General features: G+C 44.6%; 5 protein-coding genes. All 5 read left to right on the forward strand.

Annotation, left to right across the window (positions count from 1 at the left end):
• Positions 1–211 precede the first annotated feature (211 nt).
• Positions 212–949, forward strand: coding sequence for a hypothetical protein (locus tag IH879_16170; GenBank protein ID MCH7676463.1), 738 nt, complete (start codon positions 212–214; stop codon positions 947–949).
• Between the two features lie 102 nt (positions 950–1,051).
• Positions 1,052–1,609, forward strand: coding sequence for a hypothetical protein (locus IH879_16175; GenBank protein MCH7676464.1), 558 nt, complete (start codon positions 1,052–1,054; stop codon positions 1,607–1,609).
• A 299-nt stretch (positions 1,610–1,908) separates the two neighbouring features.
• Positions 1,909–3,285, forward strand: coding sequence for a GAF domain-containing protein (locus tag IH879_16180; GenBank protein MCH7676465.1), 1,377 nt, complete (start codon positions 1,909–1,911; stop codon positions 3,283–3,285).
• Between the two features lie 32 nt (positions 3,286–3,317).
• Positions 3,318–5,552: a protein kinase gene (locus tag IH879_16185; GenBank protein ID MCH7676466.1), complete on the forward strand. Its 2,235-nt coding sequence runs from the start codon at positions 3,318–3,320 to the stop codon at positions 5,550–5,552.
• 516 nt (positions 5,553–6,068) lie between these two features.
• On the forward strand, positions 6,069–7,403 hold a 1,335-nt coding region (locus IH879_16190; GenBank protein ID MCH7676467.1), incomplete at its 3' end, for a GH3 auxin-responsive promoter family protein.

Raw genomic sequence — 7,403 nt, forward strand, 5'->3', positions numbered from 1 at the left:
ACTCAATTATTCCCCCCACATCCCAACTGTATGTGCTCTTTTTCAGACATATGTATACTAAAGTACAACATTTTTCTCCTCCTTAAAACATCTCTGAGCATTGAAAATTTGATTGTTTTTATTAAATTTATAACTGGTTTTGATTTATGGCATTGAATTTGTCTAAAGTAGCTTTAACTTTTTAAACTGAATTGGAATGGAGGACATACTTATGAAAACCGTACAAGTCATTTTCCTATTATCGATAGTGTGTTTTTTAGGATGCACAACTACTCATCGGCTGCGACCGGCGCATGAAGCAGACTTTTTGTCACTTAACAACCGCGCATTGAAGAAACAGGCCCTGATAACCTTTACTGATGGCCGTCAAATCCAGGTTGAGAATTTGCGGATGACCCGGGACTCAACTTATTGGACGGCCACCAACAAAATTCTCACAGCTCAAATAAAGGAAGTACGATTCCGTTCAGCGGGCGGCCGCAATCAATATAGTCTGGACAATAACGTCGACCAAACAGATTTATACGAGAAGATTAACCGCGGTACCCGAGGGCGTCAAGCTGTCGTGATTCTAAAGGATGGACAGGAATTGCCAGTCAGGCAATTATGGCTGACTTCAGAATTTGCCCATTGGATCGACCCGCAAATAAAGCAACAAGCGAGTCCGATCTATATAGCGGTTGCAAATTCGCAAATAAAGGAATTACGATTTATCAGCAGAGGCAAAGGTGCCGGGCAAGGCATGGGATTCGGACTTCTGGTAGGCGGCATCGTCGGTTATGCCGCTGGAGAAGACTGTCCCCCCAACGCCTTCCTCTGTTTCCCGAGGGAAGAAGTAGCAGTGGCGCTCGGGCTTACTGCTGCCCTGATTGGCGCACCCATTGGAGCGGCTTTAGGTCACCGCGACGTTTATGTAGTGGAGCATGAAGCAGATACAGGTACTAACTAATGCGCTCGGCAGGATCATTGTCTGAGACACTTAAGCGATTGTAATATACGGCAATCAGTACATTCAATAGAATTCTTAAATAGTTAGATGGAGGAAAGAGTCATGAAAAAACTAATACTTCTACTTTCGTTTATCACTACATCGTCAATTGCCCAAACCAACTTCTGGGAGCATACGAACGGACCACCGGATGGGAATGTAATATGTCTAGCTATCAACAATGGTGACATTTTTGCGGGAACCAGTGACACTAGCCGCGGCATTTTCCGTTCCACCGATAATGGTGACAACTGGAGCGAAATTAATACCGGCTTAACAAATAATGTTATTTTTGATCTTTCTGTAAACAGCAGCGGTGACATTTTTGCCGGAACTGGTGGGGGCGTGTTTCGCTCCACCGATAATGGTGACGACTGGAGCGAAATCAATAGCGGTTTAACAAATACTACTGTCTTTGCTTTGACCATTAATAACAGCGATGACATTTTTGCTGGCACTTTTAGCGGCAATGGCGGCGTGTTCCGCTCCAGCAACAATGGCAGCACATGGAGCCCAGTTGGTTTGATCGGTGTTTTTATCTATGGGCTTGCCAACAAAGGCTTCCAATTTTGGAGGCCTTTGTCGTTTTTTATTTCAGAAGATTTTTGTTGCAGATGCTAAAAAATTCTCTTATATTTTTTGAACGAGACTTCCTGCCAGACAGTTAAGGCTGACTTTTCCACTGATCGATGTGAGTCCACGATTTGAGCTGAATGCAAGATTATTGATAATTCGACCACCTAATTTAACTGTGAAAATGCCTATAAAGTATATTTTAACAATAGGTTATTGCTTGACCATTTAATTGTAATAAACGGCCAGTGGCGGGTTAATCTGATTAAACGTTGTATGGCAGCTTATTTATATAGTTGTACGGGCATAGCACGTGTATATGGATTCGATATTCGTACGATGGAAAGATGAATACGATAAAGAATATCACATTTGCACAGTTACAAACTTTGCATGAAGTAAGCCGAAAGATCAATTCCCAACTTAATCTCCAAAAACTTCTTGATGAGATAATGGATTTGGCTGTTGAACTTTTGAAGGCTGAAAAAGGGTTGATTCTATTCAAAAATTCCGCTAACGGAGAAATAGAAGTGCAAGTAGCTCGTGCAATAGATAAACAAGCCCTTAATAGCTTTATCGCAATGAGCCGTTCGATTATAGAAAAGGTAGCAAATGAATCAAAGGCTGTTTTTCTTGAAAGATTTCCCGGGCCTAAAAAGAAGAATGCTCCTAAGAGCTTTTACGAATTTGACATTATGTCTGTTTTGTGTGTACCACTCCAGAGTCGAGGGCAGCTTATCGGAGTCATCTATCTTGACACTACAAAACCTAACCACTTTTTTAAGAATGATGATCTTTTTTTTCTCGAAGCTTTTGCCAACCTTGCTGGTATTGCCGTAGAAAACGCGAAGAGTTACCAAGAAGTGGAAAAGCTAAATACGAATCTCGAAAAGCTCGTGGATGAGCGAACGCATGAACTTCAGCAGAAGCACGGGGAATTAAAAGATGCTTATCAGGATCTAAAAGCAACGCAGTTGCAATTGATCCGCTCGGAAAAAATGGCATCACTGGGAATGCTGGTAGCTGGAATTGCTCATGAAGTCAACACCCCTTTAGGTTCAATTTATAGCAATAACGATGTCTTCCTTCGATGCTTCAAAAAGCTAAGAGAGGATATCGAGACTCTCTTAGCTAATTCGTCAACAGATCCACAGCGCCCAGGAATGATTAAGGCTTTAGACACAGTGGGAAACCTCGCAGAAGTAAACAAAGAGGCATGTACCCGTATCATGGAAATTGTCAAAGGCCTGAAGAATTTCTCTCGTTTGGATGAGGAGGAATTCAAAGCTGTCAATATCCACGAGGGAATTGCCAGTACGCTTGAGATTATCCAGTATTTATGTGAAAACCGCATTGAGATAATCAAGGATTATGCAGACCTTCCCCCCCTGCGTTGTAAGGCAAGCCAAATAAACCAGGTATTTATGAATCTCTTGGTCAATGCCTGCCAGGCAATTGAAGGTGACGGGAAAATATTTATTCAAACCCAATTGACAGATGACACCATTGACGTGGCAATTAAAGATACAGGAGTGGGTATAGCCTCAGAAAATTTAGAAAAAGTATTTGACCCAGGCTATACAACCAAAGGGGTAGGAGTTGGCACGGGTCTTGGACTATCTATTGCATATAAAATTATTGAAGACCACGGTGGCAGCATCGAGGTTGAAAGTGAATTAGCAAAAGGAAGTACTTTTACAATAAAACTTCCGTTGAAGAATTAATATAATTATTGGAGCATCCAGGGTGTAAGTAAATGGTTGGCGAAACCGTATCGCACTACAAAATCTTAGATAAGCTCGGTGAAGGTGGCATGGGCGTCGTTTACAAAGCCCAAGACCTTAAGCTCGACCGGTTTGTAGCGTTAAAATTTCTCCCACTCCATCTCAGCGCAGAAGAGGTAGAAAAGCAGCGCTTCATTCACGAAGCCAAAGCGGCCTCAGCACTTGACCATCCCAACATCTGCAATATTCACGAAATCGACGAAATTTCGATAGAAGGTCGGGAGCAAATGTTCATTTGCATGGCCTATTATCAGGGAGAGACGCTTGAAAAGAAAATTGGGCGCGGGCCGTTTAAGATAGACGAGGCCATCGACATTGCCAGACAGATATCAGAAGGGTTGGCCAGGGCGCATGAAGCTGGTATCGTCCACCGCGATATCAAACCGGCAAATATCATGATGACAGATCGCGGTGAGGTTAAGATTTTGGACTTTGGTCTGGCCAAGCTGAGGGGGCGGACTAAGCTGACCAAGACGGGCACGACTCTGGGCACGCTAGCCTACATGTCTCCAGAGCAAGCAAAAGGGGAAGAGATGGATCATCGCAGTGACATTTTTTCTTTCGGCGCGGTTCTTTATGAGATGCTCACTGGCCTGCATGCTTTTAAAAGCGAGATTGAGGGGGCGGTGGTATACTCGATTTTGAATGAAGAACCCGAGCCGATGACGGGTTTGCGGACGGGTGTACCTATGGAGTTGGAACGACTCGTGAATAAGGCCTTGAACAAAAGCACGGAGGAACGTTACCAGCACATGGACGAGATGCGGGTCGATCTAAAGGCGGTCAGCTCAAAGGTCCGAAAAGATTCAGGGTACCTTCTTGAAAAGGTCGAGTCTCTTGCGGTCATGCCATTTAGCAATGCTTCTGGAAAGGAGGAGCTTGAATACTTAAGTGAAGGTATCACAGAAAGTTTGATTACCAACCTTTCTCAAATTTCTAATTTCAAAGTCATTTCAAGGACGTCTGTGTTTCATTATAAAGGCCGGCATATTGAGGTTCAAAAAATTGCTCGTGAACTAAAGGTAAATAAATTGTTATTGGGTTGGGTAAGTCGGCGGTCTGATGACGTTTCAATTGGAGTTGAATTGGTTGAGGGCAGCGATAATAGCCAGATTTGGGGAGAACAATATACCAGAAAATTTACCGATGTGGTTCAAATTCAGGAAGAAATTGTAAAAGATATTTCAACAAAACTTAAGCTAAAACTCACTAGAAAAGAAAAAAAACACCTATCCAAACAGCATAAAACTGGTAACGAAGCATATCAATTATTTCTAAAAGGACGTTATCATTGGAATAAGCGAGATCCCGACAGTTTCAAGCAAAGCATCTCTTTCTACAATCAAGCCATTGAAAAGGACCCTACCTATGCGTTAGCATATAGTGGCCTTTCAGATTCGTATGCCCTGATTGGAATCTACGGATATCTGCCAGCAAAGGATGTGTGGCCAAAAGCCAAGGCTGCCGCACTCAAAGCATTGGAGATCGATCCGGATATGGCAGAAGCCCACAACGCGCTGGGTGCCGTAGAATCGTCATACGAATGGAATTGGGCCAAGGCAGAAAAATCATTCCAACATTCAATTGCACTGAACCCTAATTACGCAACCGCCCATCAATGGTATGCAGGTCAACTGCGCATTCTTGGCCAATTTGAGGATGCACTAAGAGAAATTCACAAGGCTCAGGAAATTGATCCCTTACATTTGCAGATTAGCACGGATGTCGGCAGACTTCATTACTACGCTCGAGAGTACGATTTAGCCGTTCAGGAATATCGAAAAGTTCTTGAGTTAGATTCAAACTTTTACCCGGCACATCTCTGGCTGGGCCTCGCCTTACTAGAAAAACGTGATTTTGGTTTAGCCATTGAGTCTTTACAAACCGCGCTGGCTTTGTCGGGCAATTTTGCGGCCGTCGCCGCCGTTTTAGGATATGCCTTTGGAATCTCCGGCAAGAGAACGCAAGCGAAAAAGATTATGAAGGAGTTAAAAAGCAGAGCAAGAAACGAATATATTCAACCCGCGTATTTCGCTTGGGTGCACGTGAGCTTGAATGAATTGGATGCCGCATTTCAGTATTTTGATAAAGCTTTTGAAGAGCGATCCTGGTGGTTAGTTTACACGAAGATCTGGCCAGCTCCTGAACAAATGATTAGGGATGCCAGGTACACCAAGCTGTTGAAGAAAATAGGCTTGCCGGTGTGAATAGGACACGTTGGTTGCATAGCAAAAAGTGGTATTTATTTATTAGGAGTATTTATTTTTGCGCGATGGTTTTACGTATGGCGGCATAATATCATGACTGCTAGACAAACATTTGGTAGGTGAAGTTCACCATTATCAACGGATAGATCTTTGATCTTCTCCAACCGCTCCGTCCCCTTAGTGGGTAATTCGATCAGGTTTTTTTCTTACACTGTTCATCAATTTTGTTCATATTTTTCATACAGGTGTCTACTAAAATATACAACATGATACCGTCAAACCACTTTGGAATCGATGCGATAAAACTATGAAAATAATAAAAATAACCAAACCCTTCTTTTTTGTGGCATGACAATTGAGGTATTGCAATGCGAATTGAAAATGTGATTAGTTAAGGAAAACAATTATCTCAAAGACGGGACTGAACGAAGCGAAAGAACCTGAGAAATTAAATTGAATTACAACATCGCTTGTTATTGAGAAACTCGGAAGAACTCAGTTACTTGGAGGGTTAAAATGTCTTTCTTAGCCAAACAGCTCATTCGCCAAATTGGAAAGGCTGCTGCCAGGCGCTTTGAGGCGGCGACACATGACCCGGTCGGCACGCAACATCGCAAGTTGATTGAAATCCTCGAAAAGAACAGCGATACGGAGTACGGTAAAGAGCACAACTTTGGCTCCCTCAAGAATCTCAAGGATTACCAGAGGGCAGTGCCAGTCGTGAACTATAACGACATAATGGAGCGTATGGAAAGGATGGTCAGAGGCGAGAAAAACATCCTGACAGCCGAAGCTCCGGTGTTGTTTGCCCAGACTTCCGGTACAACGGGCAAGGCTAAGTACGTTCCGATCACACCGACCTGTCAGGGCCGCGATCATTCTGACCAGATGCGCACCTGGACCTACCACGCCATCAAAGCCCATCCTAATCTCCTGGACGGCAAGATCATCAGTATGGTTTCGCCAGCAGTCGAGGGCCATACTGAGGCTGGTATTCCGTATGGCTCGACCAGCGGTATGATTTACAAGAACATGCCAAGTGTGGTACGCAGGACTTATGCCATTCCGTACGACGTTTTCGAGGTCACAGACTATGAGGCCAAGTACTATTCGGTCATGCGCTTTGGCATCGGTTGTAATGTGACCTGGATCGGCACGGCGAACCCATCTTCCATCGTGAAGATGTCCGAAAAAGCAAATGAGTACGCAGAAGATCTGATTAAGGATATCGCCGACGGCACACTGAAGCAAAATCTCGACATCGACCCCGAAATCAGGGCAACCCTGGAACGGGAACTCAAGGCTGATCCCAAGCGGGCTCGCGAGCTCGAACAGATGCGAAGCCGCCGCGATGGCAAGCTGCTCCCTGCCGATTATTGGCCCAACCTGGCCCTCATCGGCTGCTGGAAGGGAGGCACGGTGGGCAGCTACCTGGAGCGCTTTCCAGACTGGTTTGATCCAGACACGAAAGGCATGCCGCCTATTCGAGATTGGGGTTATCTTTCGTCCGAAGCGCGGGGCAGCATCCCGCTCTCAGACGAAGGTGCCGGCGGCATTCTCACAGTTGCTACAAATGTCTACGAGTTTGTGCCGGAGGACGAAGTCGAAGAAAATCCTGACGACAGCAGGACCTGGAATTTTTTGGGCGTTGACGAGGTCGAGCAGGATAAGCAGTATTACATCTTCTTCACTACCACTGGCGGGCTTTACCGTTACGACATCAACGATGTGGTTGAGGTGGTCGACTTCTACAACAAGACGCCGGTGATCGTCTTCCGGCGCAAGGGCCGTGGAATGACCAACATCACTGGTGAGAAACTCAGTGTCAATCAAGTCATGTATGCTTTCGCC

The organism is candidate division KSB1 bacterium, from assembly GCA_022562085.1.
GTDB lineage: Bacteria > Zhuqueibacterota > Zhuqueibacteria > Oceanimicrobiales > Oceanimicrobiaceae > Oceanimicrobium.